Origin of the sequence: Corallococcus sp. CA053C (assembly GCF_003611675.1) — a bacterium.
Lineage (GTDB): Bacteria > Myxococcota > Myxococcia > Myxococcales > Myxococcaceae > Corallococcus.
Genome location: NZ_RAWA01000073.1, coordinates 1 through 16108, shown reverse-complemented (window position 1 = coordinate 16108; position 16108 = coordinate 1). Strand labels below are relative to the sequence as shown.

Here is a 16108-nt window from a genome sequence, read left to right as displayed (position 1 = left end):
GTCAGGGCGAGGGTTCCGGAGGCAGCAGCTCGCGCGTGGGCACGGGCTCCGCCGTGTCGCGGGGAGGGTGCGGCGGTGGCCCCGTCGGGAGCTCCTCCAGCCGCAGGTGCGGGACGGGCTCCGGCAGGCTCTCCAGGCGCGGCGGTGGCTCCGACAGATATGCCACCCCGAGCAGCACGCGGGCGACGGGCGTGCCCGGCGTGCTCCCGAGCCCGGGCCCCGCGAGGGCGAACAGCTCCAGGCCCTGGGGCAGCGGGAGCCGTCCTCCGGCCAGCACCTCCACGGAGGGCTGGGCCATGTCCCCCGCGAACGCGCTGCGCACCGCCAGCTCACCCCGGAGCCCCTGGCCGGTGGTCGCCACCAGCGCGCCCACGCGCACCTCCAGCGCCTGCCCCGTGGACGGCGTGCTCAGCGGGTTGCGCGGGCGCAGGAGCACGCCCCCTTCGAGCGAGGCCCGCAGGAAGCCCACCTGCGTGCCCGCGGCGGCCAGGGCCCGGACGCGCAGCCCCGCGTCCCGCGCGAGCGCCGGGCTGCTGCCCAAAGGAAGGCCCACGCCCAGGTCCAGGGAGAGATCCACGGGGTGGTCATCGCGCCGGGAGAGCAGGCCGAAGCGCAGCTGAACGTCCGGTGTCCCCAGCCCCTGCGAGGCGAGCGGCGTGAGGCCCAGCGCGCCCGGGTCCTCACCGTGCTGCCAGAGCACGACGGGGATCTGCGCCCCCACCTCCAGCCAGGGCAGCAGGCCGTAGCTGCCCGACAGCACCGCGGAGGCCCGGTTGCGCACCAGCTCCACGCGGCGCTCGCCGTTGCGCAGCACGAGCGGCAGTTGCTGGTACTGGCCCGCGAGTCCCACGCTCAGGCCGCCCGGGACGAGCAGCTCGCCGTTGCGGACCACCACCGAACCCCGCCCGGGATTCACCTCCAGGTGTTCCAGCTCGAAGCCCGGAAGGGACGTCTGCGCATGAGCGGGCAGGGCGGCCAGCAGGAGCCCCGCGACGAGGGCTCCATGGAAGGACAAGGACATGGATACCTTATACAGAGACATGGACGTGAAAACAGTCTCGCCCCTCGCGGAGAGGTGAAAGGGAATGGGTCGAGGGGGCCCTGACCCGCGGGGTGGTCCACCCGCCAGGTCCTGGCGCCGCTACTTCAATGTCTGGTTGATGCGATCCACCTCCGAGCAATGCACGGTGATGGCATCCAGGATCAGGTTGGCGGCGCAATGCAGGTCGTTCGCATGGCTGCTGAGATATTGTTTCAGCAGCGACAACCGCTCGTGGTGTGTTTTCATGACGTTGTTCTGCGTCATGATCTGGACCCCCAGCGTCAGATGCTGCCGGCACTCCAGTTGCCAGCGCGTATTCGTCGACTGGATCGCCGCGTCGACGAAGGCGGAGTATCCCGACGCGCCCGGGCTGGCCGGGTAGAAGGGCACCCACGACTCGCCTCTCCCGAGGTGGATGGAAGAAGGTGGGTAGCCCGCCGCGTACATGAACAGCGTGCACGGGAAGCAGGACGCCAGCTTCGTCGTCTGGTGCCCGACCGCGATCTCGAAGGGCGTACACCAGGGACCGTGCGCGACCGCGTCGTAGATGGCCTGGATCATGCCGTGCGTGTAGCCGACGACGCCCATGGGCGTGCTGAAGGGCTCCTGGACCATGCCACCTTCAAGCTCCCGCACCCCTGCGATCAACCCCCAGGGGACCTGGTTGTGATCGCCCCCCTTGACCTTGTACGTCGGAGGGCGCCAGCGGTCCCCGTGACCCATCACCGGGACGTTGAACCGGGCGGTTGCCTTGATGCTGCCCCGGTTCTCCACCGGGTCGTCGATGAAGCCCGTATAGGCCCCACGTCCCTGATAGCCGACGTCGGTGTCTCTTGACGCGATGTCGTGGAACTCCAGCGCGGCCGAGGCTGAAGCCGTCGCGTGTCGCTGGGCGAAGGGCGTCCTGGAAGCGCCCGCGGCGCCGGTGATCATCGCCCCTTCCCTCCAGGGCGGAGTCACCCCGCAGGTGACCGCCCCTCCGAAGCTGTATCTGATACCCAGCGCGTCGTTCAGCTTCTCGACCGCCCCCCGGAGCTTCGCGTCGTTCGGGTCATCGGAGTCGAATTGGACGGGATGACCGACGGCGAGTCGTCCCGCCGAGAATCCCAGGATCGCGGCGGTCATGATCACATCCGCGTCCTTCGCCGCGTAGACGTGAACACCATTTTGATCAACAACGGAAAGTCCGCCTGAGCCGCCGAGGATGCTCGCGGTGAGTCTCAACGCCATTTCATTGCTCCAGGGTCGACGCCTGTCTGATGGAGAAAATGATAAAACAAACAGGTGATTCAAGTACAGGGCGGTGCCCCGTCGTCACGTGTGACACGTCGGTCATTCCTGACCGCGAATGGGAGTGGAATTGTCGGCACAACCTGGCAGGGTCTGTCATTGCGGTGTGAAACACGCTCTGGCGCTCCCTGCCTGCCGGGATAGCATGCCGGTTCCATGTCCCTGCTCCGCAAGCTCCTGTCCGTCGGTCTGCTCCTCTCCTCCGCCTGTGCCGCGCCGGCCCGGTCTACCGAGACGGCCCGGGCCCAGGCCGCTCCCACGGCGCCCGACCCCGTGTATGTGTTCGAGGGCGTGGAGGTGTTCGGCCTGCGCAAGCTCCCCCGGGACGAAGTCCTCAAGCTCATCGGCATGCCGGCGCCCGGCACGCGCTTCAACCTGGAGCAGGGCGAGTTCACGCCCTACCTGCTGGAGAGCAAGCCGCGCCTCCTGGCCGCCCATCCGCTGCCGTTCTGCCGGTACTCGATGGTCACCTACCCGCCGACCCACACGTTCCGCGTCACCGTGGACCTGGTCGAACCGGGGGACGAAGGGCGGATGCGCTTCGACCCGCCGCCCACGGGCACGGTGGAAGACCCGGAAGGGCTCATCGCCGCCTGGGGGGCCTACCAGCAGACCTACTGGAAGCTGCGGCGCGAGGGCGCGGTGCCCGAGAAGAGCGTCGGCGGGTGTCAGGCGTTGACGTGCTACGGCGGCTTCAACCACCCCCAGCTCGCGCCGCTCGAAGCGAACTTCGTCGACGGCGTGCCCCGGAACACCGCGGCGTTGGTGCGTGTGCTCCGCGAGGACCAGGACGATTCGAAGCGGATGACCGCCGCCATCCTCCTGTCCTACGTGCGCTCGCGCGAGGAGCTGGTGCGCTACCTGGTCCCCGCCGTCCGTGACCCCTTCGAGGGCGTGCGCAACGAGGCCCTGCGCCTGCTGGGCACCGCGCAGGAGGGACAGCCGAAGGTCCTCATCCCACTGGAGCCCGTGCTGGAGGCGCTGGCGTTCCCGCTCTCCACCGACCGCAACAAGGCCGCCTGGGCGCTGGTGCGCGTCGTGGAGACCGAGGGCGCCGCGCGGCGGGCACACATCCTCGAACAGTCGGGTGACGTGCTGTTGGAGATGGCCGGCATGCAGCAGGCCATCGACCGGGAGCCGGCGCGCAAGGTGCTGACCGTGCTCGCGGGCCGCGACCTGGGCGAGGACGTCAACGCCTGGCGCGAGTGGGTTGCCCGGACGCGCACCGCGCCCGCGGCCCCCTGAAGTCCACCACCCCATGCCGTGAAGCATTGGACTGTCGGATGCGCGGGGGGGCCCCTCACGATGCGCATGTCAGTCATTAACGTAGATGAGCGCACGGGGTGCGCTGGGCGGGCCAGACAATCGCAAAAGATTGTCTTGAGGGGGGAGCAACATGGCGAGGAAGCAGGGCAGGAATGGAGGGGGTCTCGAGGAGGGCGGCGACACCACGGGCCGCTACATCGTGGTGCTCCGCGAGGAGGACACGAAGGCGTCCATCAGCTCGCTGCGGGACGAGCTCGGCATCTCCCAGATCGAGGTGCTGGAGGACGTGAAGGAGTCCAAGAGCGGGCCGGGAGGGGACAATGTCTTCTTCCCTCGCCTGAACGCGGCCGTACTCGACCTCGACCCCAACCAGTTCTCCGTGATGGGGCGCAGCGGTTCATCACGCATCCTGGCCGCGGAGCCGGAGCGCTACGTGCATGCCCTGACGGCGGTCCCGCAGTCCCTGTTGCAACAGGGGATGTTCGAACCGATGCGGGGGGTGTCCCCGCTGGAGATGGGGACCGAGCCGATGCTGCCCCCGCACCTCCCGGTGGAGCCGCGGCGGGAGGCCGCGCCGCCCCTGCCCGCGGGCATCACGCCCGAGTACCTGCGCGGGTACCGGGACTCGGTGACGGCGCTCATCAACGACCTGCTGGTGCGGACCGAGCGGGCCGTCATGCCGGGGGCCGCGGAGCTCGGGGTCGCGACCTGGAACGAGGCCGAGGTGACCTGGGGCTTGCAGGCCACGGGCGTCATCGGTTCGGCCTTCAATGGCCAGGGCATCAAGGTGGCCGTGCTGGACACGGGCTTCGGTCCACACCAGGACTTCACCGGCCGGAACATCCTCGCCCGCTCGTTCGTCCCGGGGCAGCCCCCCGTGGACGGTCACGGGCACGGCACCCACTGCGTCGGCACCGCGTGCGGCCCCCAGCGCCCCACCGTGATGCCTCGCTACGGCGTGGCCTTCGGGGCCGACATCCTCGTGGGCAAGGTCCTGAACAACCAGGGCAGCGGCACGGATGGGAACATCCTCGCGGGCATCAACTGGGCCATCTCCCAGGGCGCCCACGTCATCTCCATGTCGCTCGGGGGCGTGGTGCAGCCGAACGAGCCCTTCAGCCAGGTCTACGAGATCGTCGCGCAGCGTGCCCTCCGGCAGGGGACGCTCATCGTCGCCGCGGCGGGCAATGAGAGCGACCGTCCCGCGCGCACCGCGGCGGTGGCGCGCCCGGCCAACTGCCCCTCCATCGTCGCGGTCGGCGCGATGGACACCGTCTACGGGGTCGCCTCCTTCTCGTGCGGCGGCATCAACCCGAACGGCGGTGAGGTGAACATCCTCGCGCCCGGCGTGGACGTGTACTCGTCCGTCCCCATGCCGCCCTTCTACCGACGGCTGCAGGGAACGAGCATGGCGACGCCCCACGTGGCCGGCATCGCCGCGCTCTTCGCCCAGGCGACCGGGCTGCGGGGCCTGCTCCTGTGGCAGGCCCTGGCGCGCCGCGCGCGGCCGCTGTCGCTGCCCGCTCGCGACGTGGGCCGTGGCCTGGTCCAGGCCCCCTGAACCTCCCGGAGCTCCAGCCCCGGGTGCGGTGGACTGATTCCGCACCCGGGGCCGGGGGGTGGACCCATGAGCGAAGACATCACGGTCAACGTCCTGATCGCGGACGCCTGGCTTGAATGCATCGACGGGGTCGTGAGCGGCCTGCGGGCCGCCGGGCTCCGCGACATCACGGTGCTGGCGGAGGTGGGGCTCGTCCAGGGCGTCGCCCGCGAGGATGCGCTCGCGAACCTGGAGCAGGTCCCTGGCGTCTCCGCGGTCGAGCGCTCGCGCGAGGTGCGGGTGCTTCCTCCAGGCTCGGAGCCGCGGTGAGCAGCCCCATTCCCCCATCCCGCTGGAGGTGATGGGGACACGTCACTCTCAAGGAAGGCGGCAGTCATGCTGGAAGTGGAACTCGACATCTTTTCCGGGCGCCCCAATCCCACCTGGCAGTTGTCGGAGAAGGAGGAGAAGCAGTTGATGGACAGGGTCGTCGCCGAGCCGGCGCAGCTCTCCGCGACGAGCCCGTCGGAGGAGGACTTCGGGCTGGGCTATCGCGGCTTCGTCGTCCGGCAGATCAAGCAAGACAACGGTCCCTGGAGCACGACGAAGCGTCCCACCGGGGTCCGGTTCGCGGCCGGGCTCACCGCGCCGCGCGGACTGCTTCCGCTGGAGTTCCGCGCGGGCAGCAAGAGCGGCAAGGGAACGTCCGTGGCGGACTTCCTGCTCAAGACCTCGGAGCGCAGGGGCTCACCCGCGACGGACGTCCTGCGGGAGGTGGTGCGGGGAGGCGTCTCCCGGGTGCCCGCGCTCAAGGGCCCCGTCGAGCCTCCCACCCGCGCGAAGGCCGCCGCGGCCCTGCGGACCCCGAAGCAGATCGGGGTGGAGGGGGCGACCTGGTGGGCGTGCCCCTCGGCCTACTACAACGCCAACGCCGCAATCTTCAACGACCCGCAGTACGTGACGCAAAACAACTGCTACTGCTTCGCGTCCAATCACCTGGCCAATTCGCGGTATGCGTTGCCCGGCCGGCGCGGAGGGCAACCCGCGACGTCCATCACCTGCGCCGGCGTGACGGCGGGCCTGCGCGCGGATGGATGGGTTGATACCTGTCAGACGAATGCGCTGACCATCGCGATGGTCATCTGGCCCGGCATGGACTACCACTTCTACCGCGTCGTCACCGCAGGCCCGGCCTGGTGGTGGGGCCACAAGCCCGGTGGCACTCCGGCGAGGTACACGGACAACAGCGGCAGGGCGCTCGCCAATGGACTGGCGCCCAGCAACTGCGACCGCGGCCCGTACACGGACTTCTGCGGCTTCTTCTACCAGAACAACCTCACGGCGTTCGTCGCGTAGCCGGGCGAGCCCACACCCCGTCTGAGAGGAATTGGACGGGGTGGCGTGTCCACCCGACCCTGGGGGTCGGGTCTCCGTTGGGTTTGATACATTAAGAGTCAATCCCTGGCACGCCAGGGTCGTTGACGGTGGCGCACCCCTGTCCCATTGTCTTTGCGCGACCCGGAAGGCTCGCGTGAAGGCAATCTCGTTCTGCGGGGCCCGGGAGGGTGCCGTGACGCTGCTGTTTGAAGCCAGACATGCATGGGCCCTGCCGGGTGGCGCCGAGTGATCCGCGAGATCCTCAGCGGCATGCTGTGGCAGGGCCGTCTGGCCTTGCGCAGCGGTGGCATGCGCGTCTTCGCCGCGCATGGCTATGTGGACGAGGGCTACCGGCCGTCGCGCGTACCGTTCTTCTCCGTCGTGGGCCCTCTGGGCATCCACTCGGAACCGGAGCGGGAGAACGGCCGCACCGCCACCTCCACCGTCCGCGTTCCGGGCCATCTCATTGGACGGCCTCGGGGCCCGGGTGACAGCGTGCCCGCAGGCGGCGCCCTCAAGCTGCGTCTGGATGGACGCGCCAGCGTCACCCTGAGCGGGCTTCCCGGAGGCTCCTTCGCCTCCGCCGCCACCGGCCCCGCGCTCGCCGCCGCCCTCAACACGAAGCTCGCGGCCGCCCTCTTCGGAGGGCTGTTCCAGGAGCCCTCCGGGGCTCCACTCACGGATCCATTGCTGCTTCAGGCGCTCGCGGCCGTCACGGCGCGGTGGGACGCGGAAGGGGGCCGGCTCGCGATCAGCTCCGACCCTGGCATCCCGTCGCTCGACTTCCACTCCAGCGTGGAGGTGCTGCCCGTCACCGGCAGCATCGCGGGGGCCCTGGGGCTGGAGCCTCCGGAGCGTGCCCAGGAAGGGCGCGTGTACCTGAGCAAGCTGCGGGCGCCCCGCGCCATGGCCATCGACGTGCAGGTGGACCTGTGGGCGGGCTCGCAGGTGGACCTGGCGGCCATCATGGACACGGTGGCGCTCGCCATCCCCACGCGCGGGCAGATGGTCCTGCGGCAGTCGCTGCTGGGCGCGGACGTGCCGGAGGGCGCCACGAAGCTCCGCCTGCTGTCACAAGGCGAGCCCACCACGCTCCTGTCGCTCGCGCACCTGGAGGCCAGCGACCAGGGCCTGGAGCGCGCTCGCGGGGGACGTGTGGATCTGACCCCGGGCGCGTCCTGGTTGCCGGCCTCGGGCGGCCTGCGCTTGTCTGGCAATGGCACCGCCACCGTGCGCGTCCACCCCACGCCCGTGGTGCCGGATTCCTTTCATTCCGACAACCCGGCCCCGGACGGGTTCGCGCTGTCGCTGGGCTTCCAGGTGGCTCCAGGCGCGACGGATGGGCAGACGGTGCCGGTGGCGGTGCTGCTCTCGCAGGCGCAGCCGGTGCTGCGACTGGTGGTCCGCTACGTGCTCGTGGGCACGCGCCTCTTCGGGGAGGTGGTGGCCACCGCGACGCTCGCGCGCGAAGGGGGCACCCAGGTGGCGGAGACGCGCTGGCGCCTGCTCGCGTCGCGGCTGGAGGCCGGGGTGCTGCTGCACGCGCGGCTGGAGGCGGGGGAGGGCGTGGTGTGGCTGTCGGTGGACGGCGTGCCGCAGCCGCTCCTGGACTCGGAGGCCACGCCCGCTCCGCCCGTCGCGGCGCCGGGCATCCCCGTCGCGGCGAGCGACATGCTGCTCACGCTGGGCGCGGACACGGGCACGCCGCTGGACTTCACGGTGGACCACCTGCACCTGGTGGCGGAGCCCGTGGGCCCGTTGGATCCCGCGCTGCGCCGCTCGCTCCTCGCGGCCCCGGCCGTGCGGCCCGGCGATGTCATCCTGCTGGGCGACTGCGAGGACGGCTACCGCATTGGCAAGCGGCGCTTCCAGGCGCTGGCGCTGGCCGTGAACGGCGACGAGGTGACGCTCAGCCGCCCCGTGGAGGGCAGCTGGGTGCGCGGCCGCACGCTGGTGTTCCAGGAGGAGTGCTTCTTCTTCCAGACGCAGCTGCGCCGCAAGGACGACCTGCTCAACCACCTGTACCGCTGCAGCGTGGACTACCGGGTGTCCGCGCTGATGGAAGAGCTGAACGCGAACACCGGCGCCCGGCTCGTCGAGAAGCCCGTGGTGGACCTGGTGGCGCGGGGCGCATCGCGCGCCGCCAGCGGCCACCCGGGGACGTTCGTCACCGAAGTCGACACCGCCAAGCGCGGGGCCATCTGAAACCAGGAGGAAGACCGTGCCAGAGCGTTTGCATCCGGGCGTGTATGTCGAAGAGAAGAGCGGCGGCGCACGCCCCATCGAAGGGGTGGGCACGTCCACCGCGGCGTTCGTCGGAGAGACGGCGCGCGGCATTCCGGGCCTCGCCTGGTTCCTCACCGGCTTCGCCGAGTACGAGCGCGCCTTCGGTGGGCACCAGCCCGGCGAGGCGGGCCTGCTCGCCCAGGCGGTGGAGGCCTTCTTCGACTCGGGCGGCCGGCGCGCGTACGTCGTGCGCGTGCTGCCGTCGGACGCGGGCATCGGCGCCTCCCTCCCGCTGGCCTCCCGCGCGGGCGGGGGGTTGAACGCGCTCACGTTCTTCGCGCGGGGCGCGGGCGAGTGGTCCGAGTTCATCCGCATCCACGTGAGCGACTCCACCAACTTCCCCTCGGAGGCCTTCCGCGTGGAGGTCGTCTGGACGGAGGCTGGCGCCACCCGCACGTTGGAGTCCTTCGACGACGTGCGCATGGATCCGAAGAGCGAGGACTACGTCGGGGAGCGCATCAACGACATCTCCAGATACATCCAGGTGCGCGACGACTTCCAGGTGACGCTGGCCGCGCAGCCCTCGGGCTCGGTGCTCGTCGCCGCGCAGGCTCCCCGGCTCAAGGCCTCCGTGCTGTCGAGCACGAAGTACACGCTGGCCGACGGCGCGAAGCTCCAGGTCTCCACCTGGGACGAAGCCCAGCCGGACCTGCCCCGCACGACGCTGGACATCGCCGTCACCCAGGCGCTGGTGGTGGCCGCCGTGCCCGGCGCGGTGTTCGCCAATGGCAAGGTGCAGCTGGACGCCGCGCAGCTCAAGACGTTCCTTACCCAGGCCGTCACCGCCGCGGGGCTTGGGAACGTGTTCGTCATCGGCGGCACGGACTCGCCGGAGATTTCGTTGAAGGTGGCCACCGGGCCCACGCTCACCATCCCCAAGCCCGCGGGCGCCACCTACGATTTGGATCCGGAGAACGCGAAGGTCACCGTCGGGCCGCCGGGCGCCACCACGGAGGTGCCCATCCCCATCCTCGCGGCCAATCCAGGCGCGGTGACGCCCGCGGAGCTGCGCAACTCGCTGGCCACCGCGCTCGCCGGCAAGGTCGCGTCGGTGGTGACGGACGCGCAGGGCAACACCGTCATCACCGGCCTGCCCACCGAGGCGGGCACGTCCACGCTCGCGCTGTCCGCCACCGGCTTCTCCGGCACCGCCGCCGCCGGCACCCCCGGGCTGTCCGCGGAGCACTTCGACGGGCTCCAGCTCTCCATCTCCGAAACGCTCCAGCCCACGGTGCCCACCGTGCTGCGGCTCCTGGGCTTCGCGCCTCGCGCGCGGGGCTACTCCAACGACTCGCCGGCGAACCCCCTGGTGCGCCCCACGTCCGTGTCCAACGTGCGCCTCGTGGGCGGCACCGACGGCAGCGCCCCGCTGGACACCTCCGACTTCGCGGGCGACGCGAGGCTGCGCACCGGCCTGCACGCGCTGGACGGCGAGGACGTCAACCTGGTGGCGCTGCCGGGCAAGAACGAGGTGGGCTACCTGTCCGCCGGCATCGCGTACTGCGACAACCGCGGCGACTGCCTCTTCCTCGCGGATGGCCCCGGCGGCGTGGACAAGGACTTCGCCGTCGCGCCGGACGACGCGAAGCAGTTCATTGAAGGCCTGCCGTCGCGCTCGAAGAACTCCGCCATGTTCTACCCGTGGCTCCGCGTGGCGGATCCGGTGGGCGTGGGCCGCAACCCCACGCGGCTGGTGCCTCCGTCTGGCCACGTGGCGGGCCTCTTCGCGCGCACGGACAACACGCGCGGCGTGTGGAAGGCGCCCGCCGGCATCGAGGCGTCCATCTCCGAGGCGCTGGGGCTCCAGTACCCCGTCATCGACGCGGAGCAGGACCTGCTCAACCCGGTGAGCCTCAACTGCCTGCGCCAGTTCCCCGGGGTGGGCATCGTGTCGTGGGGCTCTCGCACGCTGTCGCCGGATCCGGAGTGGCGCTACATCCCGGTGCGCCGCACCGCGCTCTTCCTCAAGGAGTCGCTGCGGCGCGGCCTGAAGTGGGCGGTGTTCGAGCCCAACGACGAAGAGCTCTGGGGCCGCATCCGCGTCGCCATCCAGTCCTTCATGCTGGGCCTGTTCCGGCAGGGCGCCTTCCAGGGGACGACGCCCGAGGAGGCCTTCAGCGTGGTGTGCGACCGGAGCACCAACCCGCAGGAGAACGTGGACGCGGGCATCGTCACCGCGCAGGTGGCCTTCGCGCCGCTCAAGCCCGCGGAGTTCGTCGTCATCGAGATCAGCCAGAAGAGCCTGCTGGCCGCCTGATGCCCACGCCCGTCCCCGCCAACGCCCGCAACCCGCTGCGGACCTTCCAGTTCCGCATCCGGATGAACACGTCCGCCGCCGGCCAGTACGTGGCGGGCGTGCGCTCCGTGTCCGGCCTGTCCGTGCACGTCAGTCCCTTCGAGGTCTGGGAGGGCGGCAACAACCTGCACCGCTACGCCCAGCCCCACAAGGTGCTCTGGGAGCCCATCGTGATGGATCAGGGCCTGGCGCTCGACGACACGTTGGAGCGCTGGGCGAACGCGGTGCTGGAGTTCGCGCGCACGGGCAAGGCGCCGGGCGAGGCGGTGAAGCGCGACGTCTTCATCGACCTGTGGGACGCGTACGCCCACCCCACGGAGGTCCCCGCGCCGGGCCCGGAGGCGCGCATGCGCAGCTTCTATGTGCACAACGCGTGGGTGAGCAAATACCACGCGCTGCCCAAGCTGGACGCGATGGCGGGCGAGGTGGCGCTGATGTCGCTGGAGCTCACCCACGAGGGCTGGGAGCCGGTGCCCAAGCCGCCCGCCACGAAGCCCGCGCCGCCCGCCTGACGTCCCCTTCTTCCTTCGAGGAGCCCGCCATGCCCCGATTCGTTGAATCCACGAAGCGCGACCCGTACCGCAACTTCAACTTCCGCGTGCTGCTCAACAACGTGGAGGTGGCCGCGTGTCGGAAGATCTCCGGCCTCACCGGCACCGTGGAGGTGGTGAAGTTCCGCTCCGGCGACAGCCTCAGCTCCGTGGATGAGCTGTCCCCAGGCCGCGCGCGCTACGAGAACGTCACGCTGGAATCGGGGCTCACCCAGGACACGGCCTTCGAGGACTGGGCCACCCAGCTCATCCGCCACGAAGCCACCCCCGGCCTGCGCGCCGCGGAGCCCGACTACCGGCGCACCGTGGAGATCCTCGTCTACGACATCGACCACAACCGGCCGGTGAAGCGCTTCATCCTCCACAACGCGTGGTGCTCGAAGTTCACCGCCATGTCGGAGCTCGCGGCGGAGGCCAACGAGATCCTCATCGCCACGCTCGTGATCGAGCACGAGGGCTTCACCATCGAGAAGGTGGTGTGAGGTGCTCTTCGAGCCCCCCATCCCGGTGCTGCTGCCGCACGGCCTCTTCGACGAGGACGGCCGCTGCCACCGCCAGGGCGAATTGCGCCCGCTCACCGGCCGCGACGAGTGGACGCTGGCCGTGGCCGGCGACCGCCCGGATCCGCGCGCCGTGAGCGAGCTGCTCGCGTCGTGCCTGGGACGGCTGGGGGACTACCCGCGCGTGGACGCGGCGCTGACGTCCGCGCTCACGCGGGGCGACCGGCACCACCTGGCCCTGCACCTGCGGGCGCGGATGTACGGCGACCGCCTGTCGCTGGTGGCGCGCTGTCCGGCCCCGGGCTGCGGCGCGATGGCGGACGTGGACGTGCGCCTCTCCGCGCTGGCGCCGGAGCGGCCGGACGCGGCCCCGGAGGTGCTGGGCGTGCTGCTGCCGGAGGGCCGCGCGGAGGTGCGCGAGCCGACGGGTGAGGACGACGCGGTGCTGGCGGAGGCGTCGGGGCCTCGCGCGGAGCGATCCGCGCTTCTGTGGTCGCGGCTGGTGGAGGTGGAGGGCAGGCCGCTGACGCCTGACGGGTGGAGGTCCTTGCCCGCGAAGTCGCGGCACGCGGTGGCGCTGGCCCTGGCGGAGGGCACGACGGCGCCGGACCTGGGGCTGTTGGGGCGCTGTCCGCAGTGCTCGGCGTGGTTGGAGCTGGAGCTGGATCCGTTCGCCCTGCTGGCGCGCGAGCTGCGGGGTGGGGCGGCGCGGCTGGAGTCGGAGGTGCACTGCCTGGCGTTCCACTACCACTGGTCGGAGACGGACATCCTGGCCCTGCCGCGCGCGCGGCGGTGGCGCTACCTGGAGCTGCTGCGCAACGAGCTGGAAGGTCATCCGCTGGTGGATGGCTGGAGCTGACGAAAAGGACGCACACGCCATGGCCCCACCCCCCGTGAATGGACAGGTCGGTCTCACCCGCCGCGAGCTGGAGCGGGAGCTTGCGTGGATGCTGCGCAGCATCCCGGACGACCCCCGGGAGCTGGTGAAGCTGATCAGCCAGTCCGTGGTCTCGCTGCTGGACAAGAACAACGAAGCCATCTCCCGAGGCCTCGCCCAGCGTGAGGCGTCCGGCGGCGCGCGGGGCCATGGATGACGCGCAACCTGGAGCCGACCCTCCTCGGGTTCGATCAGCAATTGGCCAAGGGCATGCTGGTGACGCTGCCGCAGACGGCCGACGACAAGAAGACCGAGCCGAGCGTGCGCGCGCTGCGCTTCCAATACAACCCGGAGACGGTGACGCGCACGCGCGCGGGGCAGTGGGAGACGAAGCCCGGCAAGACGCCCGAGCAGACGAAGGTCCTGCTCGACGGTCAGCGCGGCGGCGGCCTGCACGCCAAGAGCGAAACCATCGCGCTGAAGCTCGTCTTCGACGTGACGGAGGCCGTCCTCCGGGACCGCGAGTGGGCGGGCACGTCCGGCGTGCTGCCGGAGCTGGCGATGCTCGAGGGGATGGCGCTGGGCAAGGACCAGGTGGGCGAGGAGGAGAAGAAGCCCGCGACGAAGCTCGTCTCGCTCAACCCCACGGAGCTGCTGCTGATGTTGGGGCCGCGCAACTTCCCGGTGGTCATCACCGGGATGACCATCGTGGAGCAGCGCTTCGACCCGTCGCTGTTGCCGCTGCGCGCGGAGGTGGACCTGCGCATGCGCATCCTTGAGGTGGGGGAGAACGCGGCCAACAACAAGGTGGCCCAGGTCTTCAAGAACCTGCGCGACCAGCGGCAGCAGATGGAGGAGCTGGCGGCGGTGAAGGGCGCGGACGCGAACACCCTCATCGCCCAGGCGCTGGCACCGCAGGCGAAGTTGAACGGCGCGAGCTAGGCGGCCATGAGCGACCCCTCTTCCCGACACAAGGACCTGCCCACGTACCCGGCGCCGCTGGGCGCGGGGGGCTCGCAGGTGGCGCTGTACGTGCCGCGCGTGGCGCCTGGCGCGCCCACGTCGCTGTTGCACAAGGTGGTGGCGGGGGACCGGTTGGACCTGCTCGCGCAGCGCTACTTCAGCGACCCGTTCCAGGCGTGGCGCATCGTGGACGCCAACCCCACCTTCGAGCCCGAGGCGCTCCTGGAGCCGGGCACCGTCCTGTCCATCCCGGAGAAGCCCTGATGGCGGAGCAGCGCGCGGCGTTCCTCCAGCTCTGGATCGACGGGCAGCCGATGACGGATGCCCGGGGCCGGGTCACGCGCCTGGAGGTGGACGAGCGCACCGACGACGCGTCGTCCTTCCACCTGTCGCTGGAGATGGCGCCCACGGACGCGGGCGACTGGGACGCGCTGGCGGACGGGCGGTTCGCGCTGCTCAAGCGCATCACCATCAGCTTCGGGCTGGGCCCTCCGGACAGCGAGGCGCCGGACGTGCAGGAGGTGGTGTTCGACGGCTACATCACCGCGGTGGAGCCGTACTTCGGTCCGTCGCGGGTGCCGGACTCGTCGCTGGAGCTGTACGGGTTGGATGCGTCGTGCCTGATGCACCTGGAGGAGCGCACGCGCTCGTTCAGCGGCCTGTCCGACGCGGGCATCGTCCGGCAGCTCTACGGTGAGTACGGCTTCGGCGTGGACGTACAGGACACGGCGCCGGTGCGCGACCCGGCGCGGGCGGTGGTGCTCCAGCGCGGCACGGACGCGGCGCTCCTGCGGTGGCTCGCGCGGCGCAACGGCTACGAGGTCTTCGTGGAGCGCAAGCCGGGCCCGGTGGGTGCGGGCGCCAACGCGGCGACCGAGTGCGTGGGCCACTTCCACCTGCCCCGGCCGAATGCCCCGAAGCAGCCGGACCTGTCGCTCCTGCCGCGCTCCACGCCGACGATGGTGGAGCTCAAGGCGCGCTGGGAGAGCCACCGGCCCACGGAGCTGCGGGGCGCGCACATCGACGAGCGCACGCGGCGGATCCGCTCCGCCACGGTGTCCGCGCCGCGCTTCACGCGCATGGGGAGCACCAGCCGCGCGGACATCCTCCAGGCACGGATGGCGGCGGTGCTGCCGAAGCGCCCGGACGTGAAGGCGGTGGGCCTGCAGTACGTGGACGTGCCGCACGACGTGCCCGAGGTGGAGAACCTGGCCTGGGCGGACTACCGCGAGGCGGACTGGCTGGCGGAGGCGAACGGCACGGTGCAGGGGCTGCGCTACGAGCGGATCCTCCGTGCCCGGCGTCCGGTGGGGCTCATTGGCGCGGGCAAGCTGATGGACGGCACCTGGTACGTGCGCGGCGCGCGGCACCGCTGGGTGTGGGCGGAGGCCGTGGCCCGCTACGAAGTGGACGTGGACCTGGCGCGCGACGCGCTCAACGGGGTGGCGTGATGGGGCGCGGCCTGCACTTCCCCTTCCAGTTGGGAGACCTGGGCACACCCCGCACCGTGGGGCCCGCGCAGGTGATCCGGCAGCAACTGGAACAGCTGCTCTTCACACTGCCGGGTGAGCGGGTGAACCGCCCGCGCTTCGGGTGCGGCGTGCAGCGGATGGTGTTCGGCGCCGCGAGCCCGGAGGTCGCCGCCGCGACCGAGTACATCATCCGCCTCAACGTGCAGGAGTTCATGCGGGACCAGGTGCGCCTGGACGCGGTGAAGGTGACCGCCGAGGACTCGACCCTCTACGTGGACATCCTCTACACGCTGCTCGCGACGGGCGAGGAGCACGCAGAGCTGTTCCGCCGGACGCTGGAGGCGCCCCCGTGAGCGCGCGCGTCCTGACGCTGCCGCTGGAGGCTTCGCTCGCGGCGGCGAACGCGGCGTTGCAGACCGCGCCTCCGGGCGAGGTGGAGTGGGTGCTGCCCGTGGGCGAAGGCGTGCTCACCAGCGCGGTCGTCATCGGCTCGCCCTTGCACGCGTTGCGGCTGCGGGGTGGCGCGGGGGTGACGCTGAAGCTCAGCGGTGGATCGCTCGAAATCCTCGGGCTCGTGACGGCCCTGTCGGACGTGACGGTGGTGGCGGTGGCTGGCTCTTATACACATCTGACGCTGCCGACGAACTC

At 70.9% G+C, this 16108-nt stretch carries 16 protein-coding genes; 14 read left to right on the top strand and 2 right to left on the bottom strand.

All coding sequences use genetic code 11. From position 1 onward, the window contains the following. Position 1: 1 nt before the first annotated feature. Together D7V97_RS12970 and D7V97_RS12965 are read right to left on the bottom strand one after the other, a co-directional pair. Complete coding sequence (locus tag D7V97_RS12970) at positions 2-1021, bottom strand: hypothetical protein (protein ID WP_120610935.1); 1020 nt, start codon at positions 1019-1021, stop codon at positions 2-4. A gap of 120 nt (positions 1022-1141) precedes the next feature. Then, positions 1142-2272 (bottom strand): hypothetical protein, encoded by a 1131-nt coding sequence (locus D7V97_RS12965; RefSeq protein WP_120610934.1) that lies wholly within the window; start codon positions 2270-2272, stop codon positions 1142-1144. Between the two features lie 216 nt (positions 2273-2488). Between D7V97_RS12965 and D7V97_RS12960 the strand changes: the two genes are divergently transcribed. The 14 genes from D7V97_RS12960 (at position 2489) to D7V97_RS12895 (ending at position 15813) form a co-directional block, all read left to right on the top strand. Further along, entirely contained in the window at positions 2489-3577 is a 1089-nt protein-coding gene (locus tag D7V97_RS12960; RefSeq protein WP_120610933.1) for a HEAT repeat domain-containing protein, read from the top strand. A 151-nt stretch (positions 3578-3728) separates the two neighbouring features. Then, positions 3729-5159 carry a S8 family serine peptidase gene (locus D7V97_RS12955; protein ID WP_120610932.1) on the top strand — a complete coding sequence of 477 codons (1431 nt, stop codon included), beginning with the start codon at positions 3729-3731 and terminating at the stop codon, positions 5157-5159. Positions 5160-5225: 66 nt separating this feature from the next. Then, positions 5226-5468 carry a hypothetical protein gene (locus D7V97_RS12950; RefSeq protein WP_199728790.1) on the top strand — a complete coding sequence of 81 codons (243 nt, stop codon included), beginning with the start codon at positions 5226-5228 and terminating at the stop codon, positions 5466-5468. Between the two features lie 66 nt (positions 5469-5534). Next, on the top strand, positions 5535-6494 hold the full coding sequence (locus D7V97_RS12945) for a hypothetical protein (protein WP_120610931.1): 960 nt from the start codon (positions 5535-5537) through the stop codon (positions 6492-6494). A gap of 267 nt (positions 6495-6761) precedes the next feature. Then, on the top strand, positions 6762-8720 hold the full coding sequence (locus D7V97_RS12940; protein WP_120610930.1) for a hypothetical protein: 1959 nt from the start codon (positions 6762-6764) through the stop codon (positions 8718-8720). Between the two features lie 16 nt (positions 8721-8736). Beyond that, a complete protein-coding gene (locus D7V97_RS12935) occupies positions 8737-11058 on the top strand; it encodes a phage tail sheath C-terminal domain-containing protein (protein ID WP_120610929.1) in 2322 nt (773 codons plus the stop codon). Then, the gene (locus D7V97_RS12930; RefSeq protein ID WP_120610928.1) at positions 11058-11609 is read left to right on the top strand and encodes a phage tail protein; all 552 of its coding nucleotides are present in this window, start codon (positions 11058-11060) and stop codon (positions 11607-11609) included. Before D7V97_RS12935 ends, D7V97_RS12930 begins: the two co-directional genes overlap by 1 nt. Before the next feature lie 29 nt (positions 11610-11638). After that, positions 11639-12130: a phage tail protein gene (locus tag D7V97_RS12925; protein ID WP_120610927.1), complete on the top strand. Its 492-nt coding sequence runs from the start codon at positions 11639-11641 to the stop codon at positions 12128-12130. 1 nt (position 12131) lies between these two features. Continuing rightward, positions 12132-13007, top strand: coding sequence for a hypothetical protein (locus D7V97_RS12920; protein ID WP_120610926.1), 876 nt, complete (start codon positions 12132-12134; stop codon positions 13005-13007). A gap of 19 nt (positions 13008-13026) precedes the next feature. Further along, the gene (locus D7V97_RS12915; RefSeq protein WP_147444794.1) at positions 13027-13242 is read left to right on the top strand and encodes a hypothetical protein; all 216 of its coding nucleotides are present in this window, start codon (positions 13027-13029) and stop codon (positions 13240-13242) included. Continuing rightward, complete coding sequence (locus D7V97_RS12910) at positions 13239-13967, top strand: hypothetical protein (protein ID WP_120610924.1); 729 nt, start codon at positions 13239-13241, stop codon at positions 13965-13967. Before D7V97_RS12915 ends, D7V97_RS12910 begins: the two co-directional genes overlap by 4 nt. A 6-nt stretch (positions 13968-13973) precedes the next feature. After that, positions 13974-14252: a tail protein X gene (locus tag D7V97_RS12905; RefSeq protein ID WP_120610923.1), complete on the top strand. Its 279-nt coding sequence runs from the start codon at positions 13974-13976 to the stop codon at positions 14250-14252. Then, positions 14252-15439: a phage late control D family protein gene (locus tag D7V97_RS12900; RefSeq protein WP_120610922.1), complete on the top strand. Its 1188-nt coding sequence runs from the start codon at positions 14252-14254 to the stop codon at positions 15437-15439. Before D7V97_RS12905 ends, D7V97_RS12900 begins: the two co-directional genes overlap by 1 nt. Continuing rightward, on the top strand, positions 15439-15813 hold the full coding sequence (locus D7V97_RS12895) for a GPW/gp25 family protein (protein WP_147444793.1): 375 nt from the start codon (positions 15439-15441) through the stop codon (positions 15811-15813). The genes D7V97_RS12900 and D7V97_RS12895 overlap by 1 nt, the downstream gene beginning before the upstream one ends. Positions 15814-16108: the final 295 nt, after the last annotated feature.